Source organism: Salininema proteolyticum (genome assembly GCF_042685645.1).
Taxonomy (GTDB): domain Bacteria; phylum Actinomycetota; class Actinomycetes; order Mycobacteriales; family Micromonosporaceae; genus Salininema; species Salininema proteolyticum.
In genome coordinates this window covers 888500-912000 of sequence record NZ_JBHUNX010000001.1, presented here as the reverse complement: position 1 = coordinate 912000, position 23501 = coordinate 888500, and the positions used below count along the sequence as shown (strand labels likewise).

The window sequence follows — 23501 nt, the reverse complement described above, 5'->3', positions numbered from 1 at the left end:
CCGCCTGTGACCTTGAGCAGGTATTATGGTGTTCGCCACCAAGTCCCGGGCACTGGGCCGACACGCTGAGTCATCCCCACAGCTATTCCGCGCCAAGGGATTCCACAACCACGACGGATACGCGGTATCGCCGGGGCCGCCCCGATTGCAATGGCGTAACGAACCGGCCTAGGACCCCAAAATTCATGGGATGAATATGGCATGCTGGACACATGCCTACACCGCATATTTCCGCCGCCAAGGGCGAGATCTCCGACACCGTACTTCTTCCGGGCGACCCGTTGCGCGCCAAGTGGATCGCAGAGACCTACCTGGAGAATCCGGTGTGCTACACCGAGGTCCGCAACATGTTCGGCTACACCGGAACCTACAAGGGACGGCCCGTGTCCATCCAGGGCACCGGCATGGGCCAGCCGTCCGCCGCGATCTACACCCACGAGCTGATGGACTACTACGACGTCCGCACCGTCATCCGGGTCGGCTCCGCGGGAGCGGTCCACGAGGACATCGAACTGCGCGACGTCGTCGCCGGCATCGGCGCCACGACCAACTCGAGCATGAACCGCATCCGGTTCCAGAACGTCGTCGACTACGCCCCGGTCGCCGACTACGGCCTCCTCAAGGCCGCCGACCGGGCCGCCGCCGAGGCGGGCATCGACCTGCGGGTCGGCCAGCTCTACAGCTCCGACACCTTCTACACCGACGCGCCTGAGATCGAGGCCCTGCTGTCGGACTACGGCATCCTGGCCATCGAGATGGAGGCCGCCGCCATCTACACCCTCGCGGCCAAGTTCAAGGCCCGCGCACTGGCGATCTGCACCATCTCCGACCACATCATCAAGGGAACCGCGCTGCCCTCGCAGGAGCGCCAGGAGTCCTTCGGCGACATGGTCGAGATCGCCCTGAACGCGGCCGTCCAGAGCTAGAGGCTCCGGACCGCACGACACCGCCGGGGCCCGCTACACGCGATGTAGCGGGCCCCGATAGCGCCTCCTCCGTGAACACCCCGAACCACGGAGGAGGAGACATGGCCGAGAACGCCATCACGACCAGGGGGCTGGTCAAACATTTCGCCGCCAAGGGCGGCGACACCGTCCGGGCCGTCGACGGCGTCGACCTCGACGTCCCCGCCGGCACCGTCTACGGGGTGCTCGGCCCCAACGGCGCGGGCAAGACCACGACCGTCCGCCTGCTGGCCACCCTCCTGAGCCCCGACGCCGGAGAGGCGACCGTCTTCGGACACGACATCGTCGCCGACCCCGCCGCAGTCCGCACCCGCATCAGCCTCACCGGCCAGTACGCGTCGCTCGACGAGGACCTCACCGGCAACGAGAACCTGGTCCTGCTCTGCCGCCTCGCCGGATACGCCAAGCCCGCCGCCCGCCGCCGCGCCGGAGACCTGCTCGACGCCTTCCGCCTGACCGACGCGTCGGGCAAGCTCGTCAAGACCTACTCCGGCGGCATGCGCCGCCGCCTCGACATCGCCGCCTCCCTCGTCAACACGCCCGAGCTGCTCTTCCTGGACGAGCCGACCACCGGCCTCGACCCGCGCAGCCGCAACCAGGTCTGGGACATAGTGAGGACCATCGTGGACGGCGGCACCACGGTCCTGCTCACCACGCAGTACCTGGAGGAGGCCGACCAGCTGGCCGGCCGCATCGCCGTCATCGACCACGGCCGGGTCATCGCCGAGGGAACGCCCGGCGAGCTCAAGTCCAGCGTCGGGGCCGGCGAGATCCACCTGCGGCTCACTGACCCCGGCCAGCGCGACGAGGCCGCCCGCGTGCTCGGCGCGATCCTGCCCGGCCCCGTCCAGTACGACGACGACCCGCTGGCCCTCACCGCCCTCCTGAGCTCCGGCAGCACCGCTTCCCAAGGCGCCGACGTGCTCACCGCCCTCGCGACCGCCGGCGTCGGCGTCGGCGACCTCTCCGTCGGGCAGCCCAGCCTCGACGAGGTGTTCCTCCAGCTCACCGACACCGCCGACACCAAGGAGAACCGATGACCACCACGGCCGAGAAGACGGCGGCCCCCGCCCTCTCCGACACGCCGCAGCGCGCCGAGATCCGCGCGCTCCTGGCCGGATCCGAACAGGACACCGACCCCACCGCGTGGGGCTCGGTCCGCGCCTTCACCTGGCGGGCCCTGCTGCGCATCAAGCACGTCCCGGCCCAGCTGGTGGACGTGACCATCTGGCCGGTGGTCATGCTCGTCCTCTTCACACTCATGTTCGGCGGCGCCATCGCCGGCACCACCGGCGACTACATCCAGTACCTGCTGCCGGGCATGCTCGTGATGACGATCGTCATGATCACCATGTACACCGGGATCTCGGTGGCCAACGACAACTCCAAGGGCGTGTCCGACCGCTTCCGCACCCTGCCGATCTGGCGCCCGGCCCCCATGGTCGGATTCCTCCTGGCCGACGCCGTCCGCTACACGGTCGCGGGCGCCTTCATGCTCGTGACCGGCCTGATCATGGGCTACCGCCCCGAGGGCGGGGCGGGCGGAGTCCTGCTCGGCACCGCGGTCGTCCTCGCCTTCTCGTTCTGCGTCTCGTGGATCTGGACGTGGATCGGGCTCATCGTGAGCAACGAGAAGACCGTCATGTCCATCTCGACGACGGTCCTCTTCCCGCTGACCTTCCTCTCCAGCATCATGGTCGACCCCTCGACCATGCCCTCCTGGCTGGAGCCGGTCGTGGCCAACACCCCGATCAGCAATCTGGCCGACTCGGTGCGCGGATTCTTCACCGGAGAGTTCGACGCGACGGCCACCCTGCTGACCGCCGCCTGGTCGGCGGCCCTGCTGGTCGTCTTCGGCTCCCTGACCCTGCGCGCCTACAACCGCAGCTAGCGGTCGCCCGCCCGAGGAAACCGGGACTGAGGGACCTCACAGGGGCGGGACACCGGTGTCCCGCCCCTGTGAGGTCCCTTCTACGCTGAGGGTGCCGCGGTGACGGGAATCCGGTGCGAATCCGGAACAGTCCTCGCTACTGTGAGCGGGTGCGGCTCCACCTCAGGCCACTGGGACTCGGTCCCGGGAAGGCGGTGGAGCCGGGAGGGCAGGCCCTCCGGCCCGCGAGTCAGGAGACCGGCCGCGGAGACCGGAAACCACGAGGCATGGAGAGACCCTTGACCAAGACCCGTACCCGCCCCCTGCTCACCGCGCGCCCATTGAGGCTCCGCGCGATTCCCGGCGCCGCGGCCGCACTGGCGCTGCTGGCGCTGACCGCCTGCTCCGACTCCGAACCCGGCGGGTCCACCCACGCCGCGGCCGCCGTCGACAACTGCGGCTTCGACGTCTCCGTCGACTCCCCGCCCGAACGCGCCATCACCATGAACCAGGCCGCCACCGAGATCATGCTCGCCCTCGGCCTCGAGGACCGCATGGTCGGCACGGCCTATATGGACGACGAGATCCATCCCGACCTGGCCGAGGCCTACGAGAGCGTCCCCGTCCTCTCCGAGGCCTACCCCTCCAAGGAGTCCGTCTACGACAAGGAGCCGGACTTCGTCTACGGCTCCTACCCCTCCGCCTTCGAGGACGAGGCCGCCGGTGGCCGCGACGAGCTCGACGGGCTCGGCATCGCCTCCTACCTCTCCCCCGCCGGCTGCGCCGAGGAGGAGACCTCACTGGACGACGTCCGCACCGAGATCCTCCAGATCGCCGACGTCTTCGGCGTGCCCGAGCGCGGCGAGGAGCTCGTCGCCGAACAGGAGGCGACCGTGGCGGAGGCCGCCGAGTCCCTGAAGGACGCCGATCTGTCGGTCATGTGGTGGGACAACGCCACCGACGTCCCCTCGGTCGGCGCCTGCTGCGGCGCTCCGGCCGCGATCATGGACGAGCTGGGCGTGGACAACGCCTTCGGCGACGTGGAGGGCAAATGGGGCGACGTCACGTGGGAGTCGGTCGTGGACCGCGACCCCGACGTGATCGTGGTGGTCGACGCCGAGTGGTCCCCCGCCGCCGAGAAGATCGAGCACCTGGAGTCCGACCCGGCCCTGCGGAGTCTGGACGCGGTGAAGGAGGGGCGCGTCGTCTCGATTCCGTTCTCCGCCACCACTCCGGGTTTCCGCAACGCGCAGGCCGTAGCCGACCTGAGCGCCTCCATCGGCGCGGCCGTGGAATAAGCCGTGGCGGTGGCACCCGTCAAGCGGGGTGCTCCCGGCCGCGGCTGGGTCCACTTCGCACTCGCGGCGGTCCTGCTCCTGACCGTCTCCCAGGCCGTCGCCATAGGCCCGGCCTCCCTCACCCTGTCCGAGGTCTGGTCCTCGGCGGCCGACGGCGTCGGCCTGCGCTCGTGGGGATCGACGGCGCTGCAGGCCCACATCGTCTGGGAGCTGCGGCTGCCGCGCGTCTTCACCGCCGGGATCGTCGGGGCCGGGCTGTCCCTGGTCGGCGCCGTCATGCAGAGCCTGACGCGCAACCCCATGGCCGACCCCTACCTCTTCGGCGTGTCCTCCGGGGCGACGCTCGGCGCGGTCTTGGTGCTGGTGGCCGGGGTCGGTTCGGGGACCCTGGCGCTGACGGCCGGAGCCTTCATCGGCGCGATGGCCGTCTTCGCCCTGGTCGTGCTGTTCTCGACCCGGCGGGGAGCGCTCGCGCCGGGCCGGATGATCCTGGCGGGCATAGCGTTGAGCCAGTTCTGCGGCTCCATCACGTCCTTCGTCATCGTGTGGGTGGGCGACCCGCAGCGGACCCAGTCGGTGACCTACTGGCTCTCCGGCTCCATGGCACGCGCGCGCTGGGACTCCCTGGCGGCGGTGGCCGTGGTGTTCTTCGTGGTCGCGGCCGTGTTCCTGTCGCATTCGCGGTCGCTCAACGCCTTCGCGTTCGGGGAGCAGACGGCCGTGGCCCTGGGCGTGTCGGTGAACCGGACGCGCTGGGTGCTGATGGCCCTGGGCGCGCTGCTGACGGCCTCGCTGGTGTCGGTCTCCGGGGCGATCGGCTTCGTGGGGTTGATCCTGCCGCACGCCGTGCGGTTCCTGACCGGGCCCGACGAGCGGCGCCTGCTGCCCGCCGCGGCGATGGCCGGGGCGGTCTTCATGATCTGGGTGGACACCCTGGCGCGCACGGTCTTCGAGCCGCGCGAGATCCCGGTCGGCATCCTCACCGCGGCGGTGGGCGTGCCGGTGTTCATCGTGCTCATGCTGCGGCGCTTCCGCGAGGGCGACACCGTTTAGCGGAGAGCCCGGCGGCGGCCGGGCGTTCGGGCTCCAGCGCGCCGGGGGTCGGGACCGCGGGCGCGACGTCGTCGGGAGGGCGCGTTCACAGCCTCCAGGACGTCGGTTCGTCCGGCTCGTAGACGCACCGCGCCCCGGTCCGCACCGACTCCCTCAAGTGGATTCCCAGGTCGGGATGGAGCGACTCGATCTTCCTGACCGCGTTGCGGATCCTATTGGTGACGGTCTTGCGGGCGCGTTCGGCCGCGTCGCCGAGGCGGCGGCTGCGGCCGCCCAGCCCGGTGGCCTGTTTGAGGAAGCCGACCAGATCGCGCCGTTCCCGCTCCAGCCTCGCCGCCTTGCCCCTGTCCCCGGAGAGGGCCGCGGCGTCGATGGCCTCGTCGAGTTCCTCCAGCCGACGCCGGTACTCGCGCCGGGCCCTCTCGTCGAGGACGTCGTCGCCGCCCATCGACGCCGCCTGGACGGCCTCGGCGCCGCCCGCGGGATTGAGCAGGCGCGTCGCCGCGACAGCGTGTCCCGGGCGCCCCAGGAGGTGGTGGAGGTCGCGCAGGCCCTTGCTGTCGGGGACGTGCACGGTCGTTCCGGCGTACTCGAGCGCCCACATGCCGTGCTCCGTGCGGAAGGAGTTCTCCGCGAGCCCCTCACGGCCGGGGTCTTCGAGGGCGGAGAGCCGGGCGCGGACGGCGACCTCCCAGACGGGTATCTCCATGGCCCGGGCCGAGGCGAGGGCCTCTTCCAGGCGACCGCGTGCGGAGTCCGCGTCCCCGAGGACCGCGTCGAGCTCGGCGAGCCAGTAGAGCACCGGTCCGTGGACCGAGATGCCCCAGATGCCGGTGAGCCATTCCTTCTCGTAGGGCAGGAGCCCCTCCCTCAGCCGGCGGGCCCAGTCGAGGTCCTCCTCGGCCACCGCGACGCGCACGGCGAGTTCGATCCACAGCGCCTGCGCGGAGAGGTTGGCCGAGTCCTTGGGCATGGCGTCGAGGCGGGCGCGGGCCGTCGCGCTGTCGCCGCGGTCCATGGCGTCGGTGCCCTGGATGAAGTTCCGCATGGTGTTCGCGACCAGCGGGTGCCATTCCACGCCTTCGATGTCCGTGGGAAGCCCCTCGGCCCGGTCGAGCGTCCAGGAGAGGTAGTGGTGGAAGGTCGCGCCGAACATCGGCTCGTCGGTGTCGGCCGCCGCGGCCTCGGCCATGTGGTGCCGGGCCGTCGCGTAGTCCCCGTCCAGATAGGCGGCGATGAGCATGTCGACGTGGTAGGAGACCATCCAGCCTCCTCCGGCGCTCTCCAGGACGAGGTCCCCGAAGCGGCGCAGCTGGCGGCGCCACCCGGGATCGCCCTCCTCCAGCATGGCGACCCACTTCAGGGACTCGGCGTAGAGGCGGTTGTTCTGGTCGCCGACCTCGTCGGCCAGCCGGGAGAGCTCGTCCATGACCTGCCGCCTCTGGACGGAGGTGCCCGGCCCCCAGACCGAGGCGTGGACCCACCACAGGCCGTAGGTCGTCTCGAGGGGGTCTCCCCTGCGGCGGGCCTCGTGCAGGTAGGCGAAGGCGAGCGCCTGCACGGTCAGGGCGATCAGTTCGGTCTTCTCGTCCACGGCGACCAGCAGGGAGAGGTCGTCGGGGCGTTGCGGGGCCGTATTGCCCGTGAGGCGCCGGTGGGCCTCGCGGAGGTGTTCTTCCTTGTACCCGGGATCGTCGTCGGGAAGGGACAGCGCGGCGCGGGCGTACAGCAGGGGGTCGTCGCGGCGGGTCTCCTCGATGGTCCCGCGGTAGAGGTCCCACGCTTCGCCGCAGCGGTCCCGCCAGTATCGGACCGAGGCCAGCTCGATGGCCGCCACGACTCTCCAGCGCAGGTCCTCCGCGGTGCTGATGTCGTAGGCGCGTTGGAGGATCCGCTCGGTCTGGGCCGATCCGGCGGTGGTGACGGAGAAGCAGGCGACGGTGGTCAGCTCGCGCACGACCGTGGAGCGGTCGAGGTGTTCGCGCCCTTCCCAGAGGTGGTAGGCGTACTGGAAGGGCGGCAGGACCTCGGAGCGGTCGGGGCGGTTGGCCAGGGCCCTGGCTATGACGGCGTGGCGGCGGGAGGCGGCGTCGCGGCTCTCTCCGGCGAGGGACTCGCGGACGAGGTCGTGGGCGAAGGCGTACCTCTCCCCTTCGCGTTCCACGAGGTGCAGTTCGACCGCCTCGTCCAGGCTGGGGCGGGGGTCGAGGCCGCCGAGGACGTCCTCCAGGAGGCCGGCGTCGAACTCGCGTCCCAGGAGGGCGGCATGGGCGAGGACGTCCTTCAGGCCGTCGCTCATGAGGTCGATGCGCTGGTGGAGGGCGTCTCGCATGCCGGCGGTGACGGTGTCGAGGGAGCGTCCGGTGGAGAGGAGCCGGCCGGTCTGGTCGATGAGAAAGGGGTTGCCGCCGGTGCGGCGCCGGACGGCGGCGGCGGTGTCGGGGTCGACGTCGGAGCCGGAGGACCAGCGCAGGAGGCGGGCGGTCTGGTCGTCGTCCAGTCCGCCCAGGGGGATGAGGGTGGCGCGGGAGGCCAGGTTGAGGATGCGCGCGGCGGCGGGGCTGTCGGTGCGCACGGAAGTGTCGCGGTAGGTGCCGATGAGGAGGAGGCGGTCGAGCCAGGTGTGTCCGGCGACGAAGGCGAGGGTCTCCAGGGAGGCGTCGTCGGCGAAGTGGAGGTCGTCGAGGACGGCTATGACGGGGCGGCGTGCGGCGGCCGCGGAGAGGACGGTGACGAGGGCGTCGCGGAGGTCGAACTCGGTGGAGGCCTCCGGGCGGGTGCGGATGAGCTCGTCGACGGCCGTCTCGTGCCCGGCGGTGTCCTCGGCCCAGCGGCGGTGGTCGGTGCGGGTTTTCAGGGCGCGGAGGATCTGCGTCCACAGCCAGTTGGGAGGGACGGCGTCGGCCTGCCAGGAGCCGGCGGAGAGGAGGGTGGCGCGGTCGGCGTACTCGCCGGCGGTGTCGGTGGCGAAGGTCGTCTTGCCTATGCCGGCCTCGCCGGTCACGAGGACGAGGCCGCCGTGGCTGCGTTCGGTGCGGTCGATCGCTTGGCGCAGCATGCGGTCGGGATGGTCGCGGGTTATCAGTCGCCTGTCGGGAGCCACTCGACCAGTCTCCCTCAGGACTCTGACAGTGTCCTGGGGATTTCGGCGAGTGGCGGGCGGCGCTCCCCGGCCGTGCTGTCGGGGAGGCGGCGGTCGTGGCCGGGGCCGGGTGCCGAGACCGGGGTCGGGCCGTGCCGCCCCGGTGGGGAGGTTCGGCCCCCGGTTTCCGGCCCCTAGGCCTGGGCCGCGCCCTTCTTGTAGGCGTCGGTGACGCCGAGGAGGCGTTTGACCTGGAGCGCGACCTCGATGCGGGTCTTCTCCCCGACCGGGCCGTTCACTCCCGCGTGGCTGGCGCCGTAGGGGTTGCCCAGCTCGGCCTCGAACATCATGGGGTCGGTGTAGCCGAGCGGCACGATGATGCAGCCCCAGTGGTAGAAGGTGTTGTTCAGCGCGATGATGGTGCTCTCCTGGCCGCCGTGGCTGGTCTGGCTGGAGGTGAAGGCGCCGACGACCTTGTTGATGAGCTTGCCGGCCTGCCAGAGGGGCCCGGTGGTGTCGATGAACTGTTTGAGCTGGGCGGTCGGGAGGCCGTACCGGGTGGGCGTGCCGAAGAGGATCGCGTCGGCCCATTCCAGGTCGTCCAGGCTCGCGGTGGGAATGTGCTTCGTGGCCTCGACGTTGGCTCGCCAGGCCTCGTTGGAGTCGATGGCGGCGTCGGGGGCGAGCTCTTCGGCGCGGCGCAGTCGCACGTCGGCGCCCCAGTCGCCGGCCTCGCGCTCGGCGGTCTCGGCCATGGCGTGGACGTTGCCGGTCGCGGAGTAGTAGATGATGGACAGGTTGACCATGGTGCTCTCCTCTGGTGGAACTCGGTCGGCTCCCCTGCGGCCGATCCTCCCCAGATCGTAGTCAATCGGATTCGCCCGGTAGCCGATATGGCGGGACCGCTCTCCCGGCCGCGCCATCGGCCGCTCGTTACACCGAGCGAACGCCGCTCCCCGCCTCGTCCAGGGGCGACCGGCACGGGTGGTCCATAATCGGAGTCATGCTCGACCTGCTCGTCCTAGGCGCCGTCGGCGTCGACACCATCGTCCGGGTTCCCGACTTCTCCTTCCCTCCCGGCGACTCTCTGCACGTCCCTCCGGTCCGCGACTTCGTCGGTCACACCGGCAACGGCGTCGCCCTGGCCTCCCGGCGGCTGGGGCGGGGAGTCCGCTTCGTCGACTTCCTCGGCGACGACGCGCAGGGGAGGCTCATTCTCGACCGTTACGCGGAGGAGGAGCTCGACTTCCGTTTCCAGAAGGCCCCCAACGGCACTCCCCGGGGCGTGAACTTCGTGGACGAGTCGGGTCGCCGCTTCTCCTTCTACGACGGCAGGCACCCAGCCGACCTGCGCCTGGACCCCGAGTTCCTCCGGCCGCACGTACTGGCCGCGAACCAGGTGCACGTGTCCATCTCGAACGTGTGCCGCGACGTCTTCCCCCTGATCGACCGCGAGACCACGACGGTCTCGACCGACCTGCACTCCTGGGACGGCAAGGACTCCTACCGGCACGTCTTCGCGCTCAACAGCGACATCGTCACCATGTCCGCGGAGAAGCTCGGCGCGGCCGCCCCGGAGGCCATGGAGTGGGTCGCCTCCCACGGGCGGGCGCGGGCGGTGGTGGCCACCGACGGCGCCGCGGGCGGCTGGTACCTCGACGCGGAGGGGCTGCGCCGCTACGAGGCGCTCTCCGCCTCCGACGTCGCCGGCCTGGGTCCGGCCTGGGAGGGCTGGGAGGTCGTCGACTCCAACGGGGCGGGGGACGCCTTCACCGCGGGTTTCCTGTGGGCCTGGGGGAAGGGGATGGAGACGCGCGAGGCCGTGCTCGCCGGGAGCGTCGCCGGGGCCTGGACCGTGCGGTCCGCCGGCACCCATACCGATTTCATCGGCGAAGAGCCGCTGGCCGAAGCGGTCGCCGCGCTCTCCTGAAGCGCGGGCGGGCCGTTCCGCCGGCGCTCACAACGGGCGGAACGGCGCGGGCCGGGCGGCGACGGTACCGCACCGGACCCACACGGATCTCCAGGCCCGGGCGCGGTTCGGCACCGGCTCTCCGGGCGCTAGTCCTCCGAGCGGTCAGTCATGGCCTTCGCCCGGCGGATCACGTCGTCGAAGGGGTTCTCCGCCGAGTCGGCCTCCGGCGGGGGCGGCAGCTGCTCGGACTTGACGAACAGCATCAGTAGCGCTCCCACCAGGGCATTCAGCAGGGGAAGGCCGACGATCGCCTCGGGCCCGAGCCACGCGCCGTAGCGGAATTCGATGACCACGACGGCGGCCGTCCACACCGCCACGGGCCAGGCGACGCCCAGCACGAGGAGGTCGCGGCGGCGGCGCAGCTGCGGCCAGACCAACCATACGAGCACGTCCTCCAGCAGCCCGACGGCCAGAACGGCCACGACCATGAGGAGGGTGTCGCCTCCGATGAAGGACCCGGCCGCGAAGGCGGGGGCGACGGAGGCCACCAGGAAGAAGCCGAAGACCGGCCGGTGGTGGCGGGTCGAGACGACCACGACCGCCAGCGAGACGATCGTCGCGGCCACCGACGCCGCCAGTCCCGTCGCCTCGGCCGCGCCCATGGGGTCGATCATGGAGACCGCCAGGGTCTTCAGCGACGACGCCACGGGGAAGACGTAGGGGACTGTGAGGATGAAGACCGCGAACATCGAGCCCAGGGCGAGCGCCGTCGGCACGTCGCGCAGGAGCCGGTGCGGCACGCCGGCCTGGTCGACTCTGTCGCGGCGCAGGGCCCGCTGGGAGAGCCAGGGCCCGGCCAGTAGAAGCACGTAGCCGACGGCCAGGCCGAGGTGCGGCGGGCTGAGGACGGCGTCGCGCGACTGTTCGACGCCGAAGACGACGTGCCAGACGAGGCCCACGAGGCCGGAGATGATGATCAGCGGCACCGCTATGGCGAACGGGCCGTAGCCGGTCGGGATGGCGGACAGGCCCGTCCGGGGGCGGTCGTTGCCCTGGTTGTCGGCGGTGGCCGGCGCCCGGTGGCGCTGCCAGGCGAGCCAGGCGGACCAGCCGGCGACCAGCAGGGCGCCCAGGTAGACGGCCCACTGGAGCGGGGCGACGGCGCTGTAGTCGCCGTAGCGGGTCTGGTAGATGGAGTCGGAGATGAGTCCGAAGGAGAGGACGAGGCCGAGGGCGGCCGCGATCATGTCCTGGAACCAGGAGACGGTGGGGCGGGCGTGGTGGGAGTCGGTCAGGAGCCGCATTTTGTACGCCAAGAGTCTATCCAAGGGTGAGCGTTCTTCGGACATGAGCCCATCATGACGCATCGATGCCATGTACGGGACGCTAGGGTGCCGGTGTGAAGCGCACCAGCTGCGCCATGGGCCATTCCTTGCCGGTGAGGAGGTAGGTCCCGTCCCCGGCCGCGGCGATGCCGTTGAGCGTCCTCTCGCTGCGGTCGCTGTGGTCCCCTTCGAGGCTGGAGGCGTCCACGGCGGACTCGACCGTGCCGTCGGAGGGGTCGATGGCGATGATGTCGGCGCTCTGCCAGAGGTTGGCCCAGATCCTGCCCTCGGCGCACTCCAGCTCGTTGATCATGTCGACGCCCTCGCCGTCGGCCGTGACCTCGAATTCGCGCTGGACCGTGAAGTCCTCGGCGTCGCGCACCTGGATGACGTCGCTGCCGTCGGAGAGGAACAGCTCGTCCCCGGCCGCGCAGATCCCCCAGCCCTCGCGGTCGTTCTCCCAGGTGTCCCTGACCTCCAGGGTCTCCGGGTCGCGTTGGTAGACCGTGCCTGACTGCCAGGTCAGTTGCCACAGGGAGTCGCCGGAGACGGTGAGGCCCTCGCCGAACTCGTCGTCGGGCAGCGCCTCTGAGGCGAGCACCTCGCCCGTCTCGGGATCGACGATCCGGACCTCCGAGCGGCCGTACTTGCCGGTCGACTCGTACAGCCTCCCGTCGGAGAACTCGAGCCCCTGGGTGAAGGCCGACTCGTCGTGCGGGCGGGTCTCGAGGATCTCGGGCACCAGCCGGTCGACGCCCTCGAGGTCCGCGCCGTTGCCGCTCCCGCACGCGGCGACCGCCATGGCGAGCGCCGCGGTCGCGCTCAGAGCGACGCGGGAAGCCATGTGCTGACCGTGACCGACACGGTGAGGTCGATAGTCTCGGGGACGGTGTCGTCGACGGCCCGGCGCAGTTCCTCCGGCCCGTAGTGGCGGGCGGTGGGGCCCATGGCCAGGATGGTGTGGACGGTCTTCCTGTCGATGGGGGTCTCGAAGTGGACCGGGACGCGCGCGCTCCGTTCGAAGTGGGAGGAGAGGCTCTCGATGAGCTTGTCCTCCTTGCGTTCCTGCGGTTGCAGCATGCGGACGAACTTCGGCAGCGGTTCCAGGTGCTCGGGGTCGGGGGTGACGGTGACCAGGACTCCTTCGGGGTGGAGCACGCGGTGGATGTCGACGGCGTTGCGCGGCGCGAAGACGTTGAGGACCACCGCGGCGCTGTCGTCGCTCAGCGGGAGGCCCCTCCAGGCGTCGGCCAGGACCGCGCCCAGGGCGGGGTGGGCCTTGGCCGCGCGGCGGAGGGCGTACTTGGAGGAGTCGAGGCCCACTCCGGTGCGTCCGGTCCGGTGGAGGACGTCGGCCAGGTAGTATCCGGTGCCGCATCCGATGTCGAGGGCCACTCCGGGGGCGTCGACGGCCGCGGCCGCGCGGATCGGCTCCAGGAAGGGCTCGTAGAGTCCGCCGGCCAGGAAGTCCTGGCGCGCTTGGACTTGGCCCGCGTCGTCTCCGGTAGTCAGGTTGGAGTGGGCGCCCACAAGTGGCGCGTAGCCCTGTCGCGCCAGGTCGAAGGCGTGGCCCTCCTCGCAGGAGAGGCGTCGTTCGCCGTCGGTCAGCGCGCCGCCGCAGTGCGGGCAGCACAGTGCGTCGACTCCGGGGAAGCTCACCGCTTCCCTCCTCGGTGCGTGGTCTCCCGCATGGGCGTTCAGCTCTCCCTTCCCGTCACCAACCGCGTGAGCCCGTGGAAGAGCTCGGGCATGTCGATCTTTTCGGGGTCGTGCAGCCACTGGTACTGCAGACCGTCCATCAGTGCCGTCAACATGATCGCACCCTGGGCGGCGGTGATCCCGCTGGGCATGGTCTCGCCGAACTCCCCCCTCAAGGTCGACTCTATGCTGTCGCGGACCCAGTCGTAGCGGTCCTTGAAATAAGGGCCGGCCGGGTGCTCCTCGGTGATCGACTCTCCCAGCAGGGCCGAGAAGGTCCGGACGATCTCCGGGCGCGCGGCGTTCACCTCGACCAGCATCTCCAGGTCGCCGACGGTGAACTCGACCGCGTTCTCGCCGCCGAAGGGCGCCGAGACGTCCCACTCGTCGCGTTGCCGGAGCACTCCGATGAGCAGTTCCTCCTTGCTGGGGAAGTAGTGGAGGACGCCCTGCTGGCTGAGGCCCACGCGCTTGGCCACTTCGCCGAGCGTCAGGCCGCGGTAGCCGTTCTCGGCTATGACGCCGAGGGCCACCGAGAGGATCTCGTCCCGGCGTGCGCGGCCGCGGGAGCCGTGCCGGACCGGCCGGGCGGTGTCGGAGTCGTGCGCCATGCGGTGTCACCTTCGCAGAACCTGGGAGATCGGACGTTCCATCCTAATGACGGCCGATTGCGGAATGATAACAAAACGGCGACGCCGCCGGCCCCGGGCACCGGTCCGCCCCGGCGTCGGACACCCCGCCCTCCCCGATCTCCAGGCTCGGCCCCCGGGACTTCCACTGGCTTCGAATCCCTTGTGTCGCAACACACAGGATCAACGACTGCCACGCGGGCCACTGCGGCGTCCCCACCGCCTCCGATCATTGTTAATAACAGTTCAATAACAAGACTTACCTATCACTCGGTGAAGGTGCCATACTTCGATTCACTGAGACCCCGACCTCAACGAAGAGGAGATCCGCCATGGCAACGACCGACAGGCCGCCGGCACCGCCCGACGCGGCCTCGACCCGGGCGCCCAAGGGCTTCTACTGGCGCTTCACCGGAGGCAGCCTCGGCATCTGGGCCGCCCTCATGGGGCCCGCGATGGTGGGCATGTACCTGCGCGTCACGCAGATCGCGCCCGCCGACACCCGCGAGGCCGTCTACAGCATGATCGTCGGCGTCGGCTCCGCCGTCGCCCTGTTCTGCAACCCGCTCTGGGGCCGCCTCTCGGACCGCACCCGCTCCCGCTGGGGACGGCGCGTCCCGTGGATAGCCGGCGGCACCCTGGCCGGGATCGCCGGACTGGCCCTCATCGTCGCCACCGACGCGGTCTGGAGCGTCCTGGCCGGATGGGTCATGGCCCAGGCCGGACTGAACGCGGCCCTCGCCGCCCTCACCGCCACCATCCCCGACGAAGTCCCCGTCCACCAGCGCGGCAAGTTCTCCGGGGCCGTCGGCGCGACCCTCACCACGGGCATCCTCATCGCCTCGTTCATCGGTGCGGTCACCCAGAACGTCTATATCCTGTTCCTCGTGCCCGCCGCCCTCGCCGCCGTCCTCGTCGGACAGTTCGTGCTCGCCCACAGGGAGAGCGCCTCCCACGAGCGCCCCGGCCGCTTCACCGTCAAGGACTTCCTCTTCACCTTCGTCTTCAACCCCGTCGCGCACCCCGACTTCGGCTGGGCGTGGCTGTCCAAGTTCCTCGTCATGGGCGGCCAGGTGTTCATCATGCTCACCATCGCCTTCTTCGTGGAGCACACCCTCGGCTACTCCCCCGAGAAGACCACCCAGACCGTCGCGGTCCTCATGATCGGCAACTACGTGCTGCAGACCCTGCTGTCGCTCGCGGGCGGCCCGCTCTCCGACCGGCTCGGCCGCCGCAAGCCCCTCGTCATCGGCTCCGCCCTCCTCCTGGCCGCCGCCCTCGGGCTCCTGGCCACCGCCCAGAGCCTGCCCGTGATCGCCCTCGCCCTGGCGCTGTTCGCCGTCGGCGGCGGCCTCTTCTACGCCGTCGACATGGCCCTGGTGACCCAGGTGCTGCCCGACCCCGAACAGCCCGCCAAGGACCTCGGCATCGCCAATATGGCCAACGCCCTGCCCCAGCCCATCGTCGCCGCGGCCTTCCCGCTGATCCTGGCCGTCGGCGGCGGCGACAACTACACGCTCCTGTACGGGGTGGCCGCGGCGCTGACCGTGCTGGGCGCCATCACCGTCCAGCCGATCCGCTCCGTCAAGTAGGACGATCACACGCATCAGAAAGGCGACGCACATGAGCACCATCCACTGGGACCTGCCGGCCGAGAAGCGCGACTACTCCGACATCGTGGAGACCGCGCTGTCCGAACTGGACCTTACCGAGAAGGTCTCCCTCCTCTCGGGCATCGACATGTGGCGCACACAGGCGCTGCCGCAGATCGGGCTGCGGTCCATGACCCTCTCCGACGGGCCCATCGGCGTCCGGGGCCGCTTCTGGACCTCGGCCGACCCGTCCCTCGCCCTCCCCAGCCCCACCGCGCAGGCGGCGTCGTGGGACACCGGCCTGGTCCGCGAGATAGGGCACCTGCTGGCCCAGGAGGCCCGGCGCAAACAGGTCGACGTCCTCCTCGCCCCCACCGTCAACATGCACCGCTCCCCCGTGGGCGGGCGCCACTTCGAGAACTTCTCCGAGGACGCCTATCTGGTGGGGCGGATCGGAGAGGCCTACGTCGGAGGCGTCCAGGAAGGCGGCGTCGGCACCACCATGAAGCACTACGTCGGCAACGACGCCGAGACCGACCGGTACACGGTGGACAACCGCATCGACGCGCGCGCCCTGCGCGAGGTCTACGTGCGGCCCTTCGAGATGATCGCCGCCCACGCGCACCCGTGGGGCGTCATGACCGCCTACAACTCCGTCAACGGCCCCACCATGACCTCCCACAGGGCGCTCATGGACCTCATCCGGCGCGACCTCGGCCTCGACGGCTTCAACGTCTCCGACTGGACCGCCTCGCGCGACGCCGCCGCCAACGTCGAGGCCGGCCTCGACCTGGCCATGCCCGGACCGGCCACGCCGTACAACGCCGCCCTGGTCGACGCCGTGCGCTCCGGCCGGGTCGCCGAGGAGCACGTCGACGCCGCGGTCCGCAACATACTGACCCTCGCCGCTCGGGTCGGAGCGCTCGAAGGCGCCGAGGCCGCCGTGGACTCGCCGCCGGAGATCGCCGCGCCGGAGAACTTCCTCCGCGAGGTGGCGCGCCGCTCGTTCGTACTGGTGCGCAACGAGGGAGCCCTGCCGCTGTCCCCGGACGGCCGCGTCGCCCTCATCGGCCCGGCCGCCAAGGACGCCCGCGTGCTCGGAGGCGGGTCGGCCACCGTGTTCCCCACCCACGTGGTCAGCCCGCTGGACGGGCTCACCGGGGCGCTCGGCGACAAGGCGACCTACTCGCAGGGCGTCGACCTGACCGAGGAGCTCTCCCCCGCCTCCGAGGGCGCCCGCCTGAGCGTCACGGCGGTCGGCGGGGACGGGCGCGAGTCCGAACCGGAGCCGCTCGCCGACGGCGACGTCAAGTGGATGGGCCACATACCCGGAGGATTCTCCAATGAGGACTTCTCCCACGCCGTCGTCCGCGGGACCGTCACGGCGACCTCCTCCGGGGTCCACGAGTTCGGCACCCGCGGTTCGGGGCGCCTCAAGCTGACCGTCGACGGCGAGGTCCTCTTCGACGGCGACCACCACCCGCAGGTGAGCGACCCCTTCGAGGCCATGTTCGGCCCCGGCGTCTCCCGCGGCGCGGTCGAACTGGCCGAAGGCGACACCGTTCCGGTCGAGCTGGTCTTCACCCCCGACTCGCTCAACGAGCACATGCCCGCCACGCTCCTGTTCGCGCTCCTGCACACGCCGCCTCGCCGATCCGATGACGAGCTGATCGCCGAGGCCGCCGAGGCGGCCCGCTCCGCCGACACCGCGGTGGTCGTGGTCGCCACGACCGACCTGACCGAGTCCGAGGGCTGGGACCGCTCGACCCTGCTGCTGCCCGGACGGCAGGACGACCTGGTTGCGGCCGTCGCCGAGGCCAACCCGAACACCGTCGTGGTGGTCAACACGGGAAGCCCCGTCGAAATGCCCTGGCGCGAGGACGTCGCGTCGATCCTGCTGACCTGGTTCCCCGGGCAGGAAGGGGGAGCCGCGCTGGCCGACGTCCTGCTCGGCGCCGAGCCCGGCGGGCGGCTGCCCACCACCTGGCCCGCGCGCACCGAGGACGCGCCGGTCCTCGCCGTCACACCAGTCGACGGCAGGCTCTCCTACGACGAGGGCGTCTTCATCGGATACCGGGCCTGGGAGCGGCGCGGGACCGTCGCGCCCGCCTACTGGTTCGGGCACGGGCTGTCCTACACCTCGTGGGAGTACCGGTCCATGACCGTCGACGGGGACGTCGTCGAGGTGACCGTCCGCAACTCGGGTGACCGGGGCGGGCGCGAGGTCGTTCAGGTCTACGCGAGCCCCGAGGGCGACACCGGGGCCCTGGTCGAGGGAGGGCTCGAGAAGCACCGTCTGGCCGGGTTCGCCGCCGTCGAGGCCGAGGCCGGCGAGACCGTCACCGTCGCGGTCGAGCTCGACGAGCACGCCTTCGACGTCTACTCCGGCACCTGGACGACGGTCGCCGGCCCGTGGAGCCTCCACGCCGGGCGGTCGGTGGCCGACCTCCGACTCTCCCAAGGGGTGCTGCGGTAGGCCCGAGAACGCCGAACGGGGCGGGTGGTGACCCGCCCCGTTCCAGCCGTCTATCGACGTATCGATCTCGTTTTCGAATACCGGCCCCTATGGCGCCGGATTTCCGATTTCCGCCACCCGTCCGCCCGCTGTCGTGCATAATTTCAACAGCGTCGCGCTCCATTGTCAGACTACCCTGACAATAGGCATGCGGGTTGGGGTCCTTTCCTGCCATTCACCCCAATCCGCAAATTTTTTTGCCCGCCGGGGGCGACGGGACCCGCCGGCGCCTAGCGGCTGCCGACCGTCGGGCCGCCCCGGCTCACATCCAATAGCTCGTCGGTGATGTCGGTGCGCTTCTCCTCGCCGGTCTCCATGAAGCTCTCCACCGCCTCTCCGATCTTCGTGCCCTTCAGCTTGTCGGACGCCGCGTTCTTCGCGTTGCCCGCCTGGACCTTGACCGCATCGGTGACCTTCTGGACCTTCTCATTGCCCATCGCCTGGTTCGCCCAGTCGACGATCTGGTCGTACCGCTCCCGGCCGGCCTTGGCCCCGAGCACGTAGCCCACCGCGAACCCCGCCGCGATCCAGATCTTCCGCATTCCCTCTCCTCTCGTCCGGCCGCTCACGGCCCCTTCACATAAGCGACATTCTTCCGCAAAGCCGCCGCTCACGCACTTCCTTACTGATATTTTCCCCCACTCGGGCCCCTCCCCGGAGTCCTATAGCGCCAGTCACACACCCCCCTCTGGGAGATCGGCGGACCATGCTGTAATCTTGTTCGTGGTTCGAGGGCATGGCGCGAGTCGATCGCCCTGGAACCGGCCCTGACGGGATATTCCCCGATAGCTCAATTGGCAGAGCTTCCGACTGTTAATCGGACGGTTGTTGGTTCGAGTCCAACTCGGGGAGCCATAGAGACCGAAAAAGAACACCAGGTGCTCACAAGAGCCCTGGTGTTCTTTTCGTTCGCGCTCCGAACGCCGCCGAGACCGCGGTCAGCGGGTCGTGTAGCCGCCGTTGGCGAAGATGGTCTGCCCGGTGATCCACCAGCCGTCGGTGGCGAGGAACCGCACGATCGGGGCGATGTCCTCGATCTTGGTCAGCTGGTTCCCCATCGCCTGGGACTTGTGGAACTCGACCCGCTCGGGGGTCTCCTGACCGTAGAAGAACGGCGTGTCCATAGGACCCGGAGCTATGGCCGTCACCGAGATACCGCGGTCGGCGAACTCCTTGGCCGCCGCCCTGGTGAAGTGGTCGACCGGCGACTTGCCGCCGGCGTAGGTGGAATACCCGTCGGTGAAAGCCCCGAGCAGCGCCGTCACGATGGTGATCACCTTGCCGCCGTCGGCCAAGTGCCGCCCGGCCTCCTTGATGAAGAAATAGGCGGCCTTGGAGTTGACGTCGAACATCTCGTCGTACTCCTCCTCGGTCGTCTCCGTGATCGGCTTGCGGAGGACCTTGCCGACGGTGTTGACGGCGACGTCGACCTGGCCCAGGGCGGACTCGGCGTCGACGAAGAGCTTCTCGACGTTGCCCGGGTCCGTCAGGTCGCCGGAGAGGAGCACGCCCCTCCGCCCGGCGGCCTCGACCGCCGCCAGCGTCTCCTCCGCGGACGGCTTCGAGGAGGGCGAGTTGTAGTGGATGGCGACGTCGGCCCCGGCTTCGGCCGCCTGTCTGCTGACGAGGCCGCCGAGGTTCTTTCCGCCCCCGGCGACGAGGACGACTCGGTCTTGGAGTACCGGCATGTGATTCTCCCGTTTCTGGAATAGCAGCGCGATTTACGCTCCATGTTTTCGCGATCACGGTATCAACGGAACCGGCGCACAGGGTGGAATCCGGACCTCTACCAGCGGGTACCGGTGCACGGTTGACGTCCTCGCCTCCCTAATGGGAAGTCGATTCCCGGCTTGGCTTCCAGCGTGGCTGGAGGCTCTACGGGCGGGTTACTGCTTCGACGCGCCGTGCCGGGTCTCCCCGGTCTTACCTGCGCTCCACGAGTCGTTTAGGGTCTCCGCATGCCCTGCGGCGACCAGCCTGCGCCCTTCGGCGCGAATGTTCTTCTCGGCGTTGGCGTCCCTGTCGTGTGCCGTCCCACACCCGCACTCCCAACGGCGAACCTTCAACCCTTCCAGACCACTCGGCCCGGTCAAGGCTCCGCAAGCGGAGCACAGACGGGTGGAGGGGAAGAACCGATCCACCCGCACGAAAACCCTCCCCGCCCGCCTGGCCTTGGATTCCAGACGGGAGAGGAACATCCCGAACGCCGCCTCCTGCACCGACTTCGACATGCGGGACCTCTGCAGCCCCTTGACGTTCAAGTCCTCCACATATACAGCTTGGATGCTTCTATGGTTGTCAAGTTCTCAGAAGCCATCTCTGGGGTCGAGACCCCTTCCGGGGCAAGAAAAAGAGCCTCTGGTATCAGTCTTTCTTAACCACAAGATCGACAACCCCAGAGGCTCCCTTGCATCCTACCTGCGACCCATGGCTTCACACGACCCGCACCTCCGTCTATCCGTCAGACTGCACCGATGCAGAGTGGGCTCTGATCGCCCCGCTCCTGCCGGTCCCGGCCGCCTTGAGCGGACGAGGCGGGCATGAACACCACTGTCGTCGGGCGATCGTCGACGCCATTCGGTACATCGCCGACTCCGGCACGAAATGGCGCAGCCTCCCGGTCGACTTCCCGCCGTTCAAGACCGTCTACGGGTTCTATTCGCGCTGGGTATCAGCCGGTGTGTGGGACCGCATAAACACCGTCATTCGTGAAAAGCTCCGCTACGCCACCGGGCGGAAGGCCGAACCCTCAGCTGTCTCCATCGACTCCCAGTCGGTCAAGGCTGACATGACCGTTCCGGCCGCGACCAGGGGCTATGACGGCGGGAAGAAGATCAACGGCCGCAAAAGACACATCGCCGTCGACACCATGGGCCTGATCCTGGTCGTGATGGTCACCGGCGCCGGCGTCCAGGACCGGACCGCCGCCCGCGACCTCCTGTTCGCCCTATCGCAGCGGTTCCCGACCATCGCCCGAGTCTGGGCCGATAGCGGCTACCAGAGCCCGATTGCCGACCTCGCTCGAGAGCTCTATGGATTTGTCGTCGAGATCGTTTCTAAACTGGCAGGCCAGAGAGGGTTCGTGGTACAGCCACGCCGTTGGGTGGTGGAGAGATCCTTCGCCTGGCTCATGCACCGGCGCCGACTCTGCCGTGATTACGAGCGCAAGCCCGAGCACGCCGAGGGGTTCGTGCTGGTCGCCAGCATCTTCGTCATGGCCCGACAGCTATCCAAAATGGAACCATGACCGCAGAGACGCCTTCTCAGGTCGGAGTGGGGTCCGGTTTCAGGACTCGGTAGACCTCTCGCACGACATAGCGTTTGAGGCAGCGGATGATCTCTCGTTTGTTCTTCCCTTCAGCCATTCGGCGGGCCAGGTAGGCCTTGGTCGGCTGGTGGAAGCGCATACGGCAAAGAACTACGTGGTAGAGAGCGGAGTTGAGGGTTCGGTTGCCGCCCCGGTTGAGGCGGTGGCGTCCGTCGGTCTTACCCGACCCGGCCGGAATGGGGCAGGCTCCGGCGATCTTGGCCAAGGCTGCTTCGCTGTTGATCCGGTCCGGATTGTCTCCCACAACAATGAGAATCTCGGCCGCGACGTCAGGGCCGATCCCGAACACCTCCAACAGTTCAGGAGCGTGCGACTGGACGAGGGCCTCGATCTGGGCGGTCAGGTCGTGGACTTCTTCGTCCAGGACGATCCAGCGCCGGGCGAGGCTGCGCAAACCGACCCGGGCGGCCTGGTCGGGACCACCGGTCGGGCCGGGACGCAGACGGGAGAGCTTGCGGGCGAGCTTGGGCGCCGACAGGCCCGCGCAGGCATTCCTGAGGGGCTCATCGGCGTGGACCAGGAGGTTCTTCAAGGCGTTCATCGTCTGGCTGCGGCACTTGACGCCGGTGTTGTAGGCGACCTTGAGTCGCCGGATGGCCTCGGCGGCTCCGTCGGCGGACTTCGGGGTGGCCGTTGCCAATCCCGACAGCACGGCGCGGGCGGCGTTCTCCGCATCGACGGCATCGGACTTCCCCTTGCGTGCCCGGGCGGCCCTGTCCGGGCGGTTGACCTCGATGACACGGCAGCCCTGCTGGTGAAGGTATCGGGTGAGCGTCTGGCCGTAGGAGCCGGTTCCTTCGATGCCGAAGGCGATGACTTGACCGAGGTCGGCAGCCCACTGCGTCAGTTGGGCGTACCCGTCCGAGTCGTTGGTGAATGTCAGGGAGTCCTGGGGGCCGGCGATGGTGTCGAGAGCGGCGGCGACGTGCAGGTGTTTGTGGGTGTCGATGCCGATGACCAGGTGGCCGGAGAGCGGTGGGGCGGATGGGAGAGCTGCCATGGTGTAGTCCTTCCGGGAAGTGGGCTCTACGATGGAAGGGACCCGTCCCGGTTGGTCGACACAACTGTCATGGGGCTGTTGAGGAACCATGCTTCTATCAAGTCAGGCTCGACCGGGGCGGTGTCCTCGCCCGAACAGCGGCCGACAAATCCAAGCAAGGACATCCGAAGAGTCGATTCTCGCGGAGGTCAGACCACTGTTTCAGGACTTCCGAGCCCTGCCGAGCCCGGCAAGATCATTCTGACAATTCTCACTGACGATGCGGTGGACCTGCTTGTCTATCCAGTCGGAGCGGGAGTGCTTGATCTTCTCGTGGGCCCGGGCGACCTTGACTCGCGCCTTGGCGCGGTTGTTCGATCCCTTCTGCTTGCGCGACAGAGACCGCTGCGCGCGTTTGAGTTTCCGCTCCAGGCGGGCGAAGAATTTCGGGTTCTCGATCACCGCCCCGCCTCGCAGCACGGCGAACGACTTCAATCCGAGGTCGATCCCCGTATCCTGGTCGGCCGGGAGTGGTTCGAGCAGGTCCGCGCCGTCATCGAGGGCGACCACGAACGAGGCGTAATATTTCCCCGTGGGGGTTTTGACGACCGTCACCGAGCTGGGGCAGGAGGGCAGCTCCCGCGACCAGGCGACCGTGAGGTCCCCGATCTTGGGCAGCCGCAGCCGGCCATAGCCCAGCACGCAGAACCGTGCGGCCTTGGTGAACCTGGCGGTCTGCGTGTTCGACCGGCGTTTGAACCGGGGCGGCCCGATACGCGGGCCGGACCGTTTCCTCTTGATGGAGTCGAAGAAGTTCGCATACGCCCGGTCGCAGTCCCGGACCGCTTGTTGCAAGGGAACAGCTGAGACCTCGGCCAGCCATGCCCGCTCGTCGGTCTTCTTCGCCTCGGCGATCAACCAGCGGGACAAGTCACCCGATGCGGGGAAGGGTTCTCCGGCCGCATAGGCGGCCTTGCGGGCGGCCACGACGTCGTTGTAAACGACTCGGACGCACCCGAACACCCGCGCCAAGGCCTTGGCCTGCGGCGCGGTCGGGTAGATCCTGAATCGGTACCGCAGCAGCAGCACGCCGTGACTCTATCGCGGGGGTCTGACACGTGGCTTGCGAGATATCGCGTGGGCCGGTTCCAGCGACCACAGTGATCCACCGCGCGGTTCTGAGCCGCTTCACCACCGCCCTAAAGGACCGCGCACTGCGGCAGAATCCGGTAGCCGCGGCTAGGGCGGCGACGTG

20 protein-coding genes, 1 tRNA gene and 1 riboswitch are annotated in these 23501 nt (G+C 69.4%); of the genes, 10 read left to right on the top strand and 11 right to left on the bottom strand.

The window, feature by feature from the left end; translation table 11 throughout:
- The first annotated feature begins 212 nt into the window (after positions 1-212).
- From deoD to ACFTE1_RS04325, 5 genes are all read left to right on the top strand, one after another.
- Positions 213-926, top strand: coding sequence for a purine-nucleoside phosphorylase (deoD, locus tag ACFTE1_RS04345; protein ID WP_380618644.1), 714 nt, complete (start codon positions 213-215; stop codon positions 924-926).
- A gap of 101 nt (positions 927-1027) precedes the next feature.
- Positions 1028-2005, top strand: a complete 978-nt coding sequence (locus ACFTE1_RS04340) for an ATP-binding cassette domain-containing protein (RefSeq protein WP_380618646.1) — start codon at positions 1028-1030, stop codon at positions 2003-2005.
- On the top strand, positions 2002-2856 hold the full coding sequence (locus ACFTE1_RS04335) for an ABC transporter permease (protein ID WP_380618648.1): 855 nt from the start codon (positions 2002-2004) through the stop codon (positions 2854-2856). Before ACFTE1_RS04340 ends, ACFTE1_RS04335 begins: the two co-directional genes overlap by 4 nt.
- Before the next feature lie 80 nt (positions 2857-2936).
- Positions 2937-3116: riboswitch (cobalamin riboswitch) on the top strand.
- 18 nt (positions 3117-3134) lie between these two features.
- The gene (locus ACFTE1_RS04330) at positions 3135-4133 is read left to right on the top strand and encodes an ABC transporter substrate-binding protein (RefSeq protein ID WP_380618650.1); all 999 of its coding nucleotides are present in this window, start codon (positions 3135-3137) and stop codon (positions 4131-4133) included.
- A 3-nt stretch (positions 4134-4136) separates the two neighbouring features.
- Positions 4137-5186, top strand: a complete 1050-nt coding sequence (locus ACFTE1_RS04325) for a FecCD family ABC transporter permease (RefSeq protein WP_380618652.1) — start codon at positions 4137-4139, stop codon at positions 5184-5186.
- An 85-nt stretch (positions 5187-5271) separates the two neighbouring features.
- Here ACFTE1_RS04325 and ACFTE1_RS04320 read toward each other — a convergent pair whose 3' ends face one another.
- Both ACFTE1_RS04320 and wrbA read right to left on the bottom strand, forming a co-directional pair.
- Positions 5272-8289 (bottom strand): ATP-binding protein, encoded by a 3018-nt coding sequence (locus tag ACFTE1_RS04320; protein WP_380618654.1) that lies wholly within the window; start codon positions 8287-8289, stop codon positions 5272-5274.
- A 173-nt stretch (positions 8290-8462) separates the two neighbouring features.
- Positions 8463-9074, bottom strand: coding sequence for an NAD(P)H:quinone oxidoreductase (gene wrbA / locus ACFTE1_RS04315; RefSeq protein WP_380618656.1), 612 nt, complete (start codon positions 9072-9074; stop codon positions 8463-8465).
- A 197-nt stretch (positions 9075-9271) separates the two neighbouring features.
- On the opposite strand from wrbA, the gene ACFTE1_RS04310 reads away from it, so the two are divergent.
- Entirely contained in the window at positions 9272-10198 is a 927-nt protein-coding gene (locus tag ACFTE1_RS04310; RefSeq protein ID WP_380618657.1) for a carbohydrate kinase family protein, read from the top strand.
- A gap of 128 nt (positions 10199-10326) precedes the next feature.
- Here the strand turns inward: ACFTE1_RS04310 and ACFTE1_RS04305 are convergent, their stop codons facing one another.
- From ACFTE1_RS04305 to ACFTE1_RS04290, 4 genes are all read right to left on the bottom strand, one after another.
- Positions 10327-11496 (bottom strand): hypothetical protein, encoded by a 1170-nt coding sequence (locus ACFTE1_RS04305; protein ID WP_380618658.1) that lies wholly within the window; start codon positions 11494-11496, stop codon positions 10327-10329.
- A 70-nt stretch (positions 11497-11566) separates the two neighbouring features.
- Positions 11567-12349: a glutaminyl-peptide cyclotransferase gene (locus ACFTE1_RS04300; protein ID WP_380618660.1), complete on the bottom strand. Its 783-nt coding sequence runs from the start codon at positions 12347-12349 to the stop codon at positions 11567-11569.
- Positions 12328-13164 carry a putative RNA methyltransferase gene (locus ACFTE1_RS04295; protein ID WP_380618662.1) on the bottom strand — a complete coding sequence of 279 codons (837 nt, stop codon included), beginning with the start codon at positions 13162-13164 and terminating at the stop codon, positions 12328-12330. Before ACFTE1_RS04295 ends, ACFTE1_RS04300 begins: the two co-directional genes overlap by 22 nt.
- 38 nt (positions 13165-13202) lie before the next feature.
- On the bottom strand, positions 13203-13814 hold the full coding sequence (locus ACFTE1_RS04290) for a TetR/AcrR family transcriptional regulator (RefSeq protein ID WP_380618664.1): 612 nt from the start codon (positions 13812-13814) through the stop codon (positions 13203-13205).
- Positions 13815-14164: 350 nt separating this feature from the next.
- On the opposite strand from ACFTE1_RS04290, the gene ACFTE1_RS04285 reads away from it, so the two are divergent.
- The gene (locus ACFTE1_RS04285) at positions 14165-15424 is read left to right on the top strand and encodes an MFS transporter (protein ID WP_380618666.1); all 1260 of its coding nucleotides are present in this window, start codon (positions 14165-14167) and stop codon (positions 15422-15424) included.
- 31 nt (positions 15425-15455) lie between these two features.
- Positions 15456-17900, top strand: a complete 2445-nt coding sequence (locus ACFTE1_RS04280) for a beta-glucosidase H (RefSeq protein WP_380618668.1) — start codon at positions 15456-15458, stop codon at positions 17898-17900.
- A 269-nt stretch (positions 17901-18169) separates the two neighbouring features.
- On the opposite strand, the gene ACFTE1_RS04275 is transcribed toward ACFTE1_RS04280, so the two are convergent.
- The gene (locus ACFTE1_RS04275; protein ID WP_380618670.1) at positions 18170-18481 is read right to left on the bottom strand and encodes a hypothetical protein; all 312 of its coding nucleotides are present in this window, start codon (positions 18479-18481) and stop codon (positions 18170-18172) included.
- Between the two features lie 237 nt (positions 18482-18718).
- Here ACFTE1_RS04275 and ACFTE1_RS04270 point away from each other — a divergent pair.
- Positions 18719-18794: transfer RNA gene (locus ACFTE1_RS04270), tRNA-Asn, on the top strand.
- Positions 18795-18877: 83 nt separating this feature from the next.
- On the opposite strand, the gene ACFTE1_RS04265 is transcribed toward ACFTE1_RS04270, so the two are convergent.
- Positions 18878-19627, bottom strand: a complete 750-nt coding sequence (locus ACFTE1_RS04265; protein ID WP_380618672.1) for an SDR family oxidoreductase — start codon at positions 19625-19627, stop codon at positions 18878-18880.
- A 198-nt stretch (positions 19628-19825) separates the two neighbouring features.
- Positions 19826-20209, bottom strand: coding sequence for a zinc ribbon domain-containing protein (locus ACFTE1_RS04260; RefSeq protein ID WP_380618674.1), 384 nt, complete (start codon positions 20207-20209; stop codon positions 19826-19828).
- 137 nt (positions 20210-20346) lie between these two features.
- Between ACFTE1_RS04260 and ACFTE1_RS04255 the strand changes: the two genes are divergently transcribed.
- The gene (locus ACFTE1_RS04255) at positions 20347-21186 is read left to right on the top strand and encodes an IS5 family transposase (protein WP_380762594.1); all 840 of its coding nucleotides are present in this window, start codon (positions 20347-20349) and stop codon (positions 21184-21186) included.
- A gap of 16 nt (positions 21187-21202) precedes the next feature.
- On the opposite strand, the gene ACFTE1_RS04250 is transcribed toward ACFTE1_RS04255, so the two are convergent.
- Together ACFTE1_RS04250 and ACFTE1_RS04245 are read right to left on the bottom strand one after the other, a co-directional pair.
- Positions 21203-22267 carry an IS110 family transposase gene (locus ACFTE1_RS04250; protein ID WP_380617323.1) on the bottom strand — a complete coding sequence of 355 codons (1065 nt, stop codon included), beginning with the start codon at positions 22265-22267 and terminating at the stop codon, positions 21203-21205.
- Between the two features lie 201 nt (positions 22268-22468).
- On the bottom strand, positions 22469-23335 hold the full coding sequence (locus ACFTE1_RS04245; protein ID WP_380617324.1) for an RNA-guided endonuclease InsQ/TnpB family protein: 867 nt from the start codon (positions 23333-23335) through the stop codon (positions 22469-22471).
- Positions 23336-23501 lie beyond the last annotated feature (166 nt).

What these genes read in the sequence shown, in the direction of transcription:
- ACFTE1_RS04250 (WP_380617323.1), bottom strand. Translation starts at nt 22,267, where the DNA reads ATGGCAGCTCTCCCATCCGCCCCACCGCTCTCCGGCCACCTGGTCATC.
- ACFTE1_RS04340 (WP_380618646.1), top strand. Translation starts at nt 1,028, where the DNA reads ATGGCCGAGAACGCCATCACGACCAGGGGGCTGGTCAAACATTTCGCC.
- ACFTE1_RS04280 (WP_380618668.1), top strand. Translation starts at nt 15,456, where the DNA reads ATGAGCACCATCCACTGGGACCTGCCGGCCGAGAAGCGCGACTACTCC.
- ACFTE1_RS04300 (WP_380618660.1), bottom strand. Translation starts at nt 12,349, where the DNA reads ATGGCTTCCCGCGTCGCTCTGAGCGCGACCGCGGCGCTCGCCATGGCG.
- ACFTE1_RS04290 (WP_380618664.1), bottom strand. Translation starts at nt 13,814, where the DNA reads ATGGCGCACGACTCCGACACCGCCCGGCCGGTCCGGCACGGCTCCCGC.
- ACFTE1_RS04285 (WP_380618666.1), top strand. Translation starts at nt 14,165, where the DNA reads ATGGCAACGACCGACAGGCCGCCGGCACCGCCCGACGCGGCCTCGACC.
- wrbA (WP_380618656.1), bottom strand. Translation starts at nt 9,074, where the DNA reads ATGGTCAACCTGTCCATCATCTACTACTCCGCGACCGGCAACGTCCAC.
- deoD (WP_380618644.1), top strand. Translation starts at nt 213, where the DNA reads ATGCCTACACCGCATATTTCCGCCGCCAAGGGCGAGATCTCCGACACC.
- ACFTE1_RS04335 (WP_380618648.1), top strand. Translation starts at nt 2,002, where the DNA reads ATGACCACCACGGCCGAGAAGACGGCGGCCCCCGCCCTCTCCGACACG.
- ACFTE1_RS04265 (WP_380618672.1), bottom strand. Translation starts at nt 19,627, where the DNA reads ATGCCGGTACTCCAAGACCGAGTCGTCCTCGTCGCCGGGGGCGGAAAG.
- ACFTE1_RS04310 (WP_380618657.1), top strand. Translation starts at nt 9,272, where the DNA reads ATGCTCGACCTGCTCGTCCTAGGCGCCGTCGGCGTCGACACCATCGTC.
- ACFTE1_RS04275 (WP_380618670.1), bottom strand. Translation starts at nt 18,481, where the DNA reads ATGCGGAAGATCTGGATCGCGGCGGGGTTCGCGGTGGGCTACGTGCTC.